Consider the following 245-nt stretch of genomic DNA (forward strand, 5'->3'; position numbering starts at 1 on the left):
GTGCGATCTGTGCCGTTTGTTGCCGCCTGTTCGATTCGTGTTTCGAAGTCTTTCCAGAAGGTTTCATTCATGGGGAACGGTTGGCTTGCGGGAGATTGCAGAGCCTTTTCCCATTCAATCGTACGGTGTTGGAGGAGGCCGATGAATGCGGTGTGGAGGTGCTGCTGCATCGGGGTGATGACAGTGGGTTCCCAAAATATTTTGACGCCGTTTTTCAGTTCTTTCGATAGATGGCCGATGAGGTA

General features: G+C 51.4%; 1 protein-coding gene. It reads right to left on the reverse strand.

All coding sequences use genetic code 11. The features are described from left to right. A partial coding sequence (locus CI070_RS13285) for a hypothetical protein (protein WP_179218356.1) occupies positions 1-245 on the reverse strand: 245 nt, incomplete at both ends.

Source organism: Akkermansia muciniphila (assembly GCF_900184965.1).
In the GTDB taxonomy this organism is placed as follows: domain Bacteria; phylum Verrucomicrobiota; class Verrucomicrobiia; order Verrucomicrobiales; family Akkermansiaceae; genus Akkermansia; species Akkermansia muciniphila_A.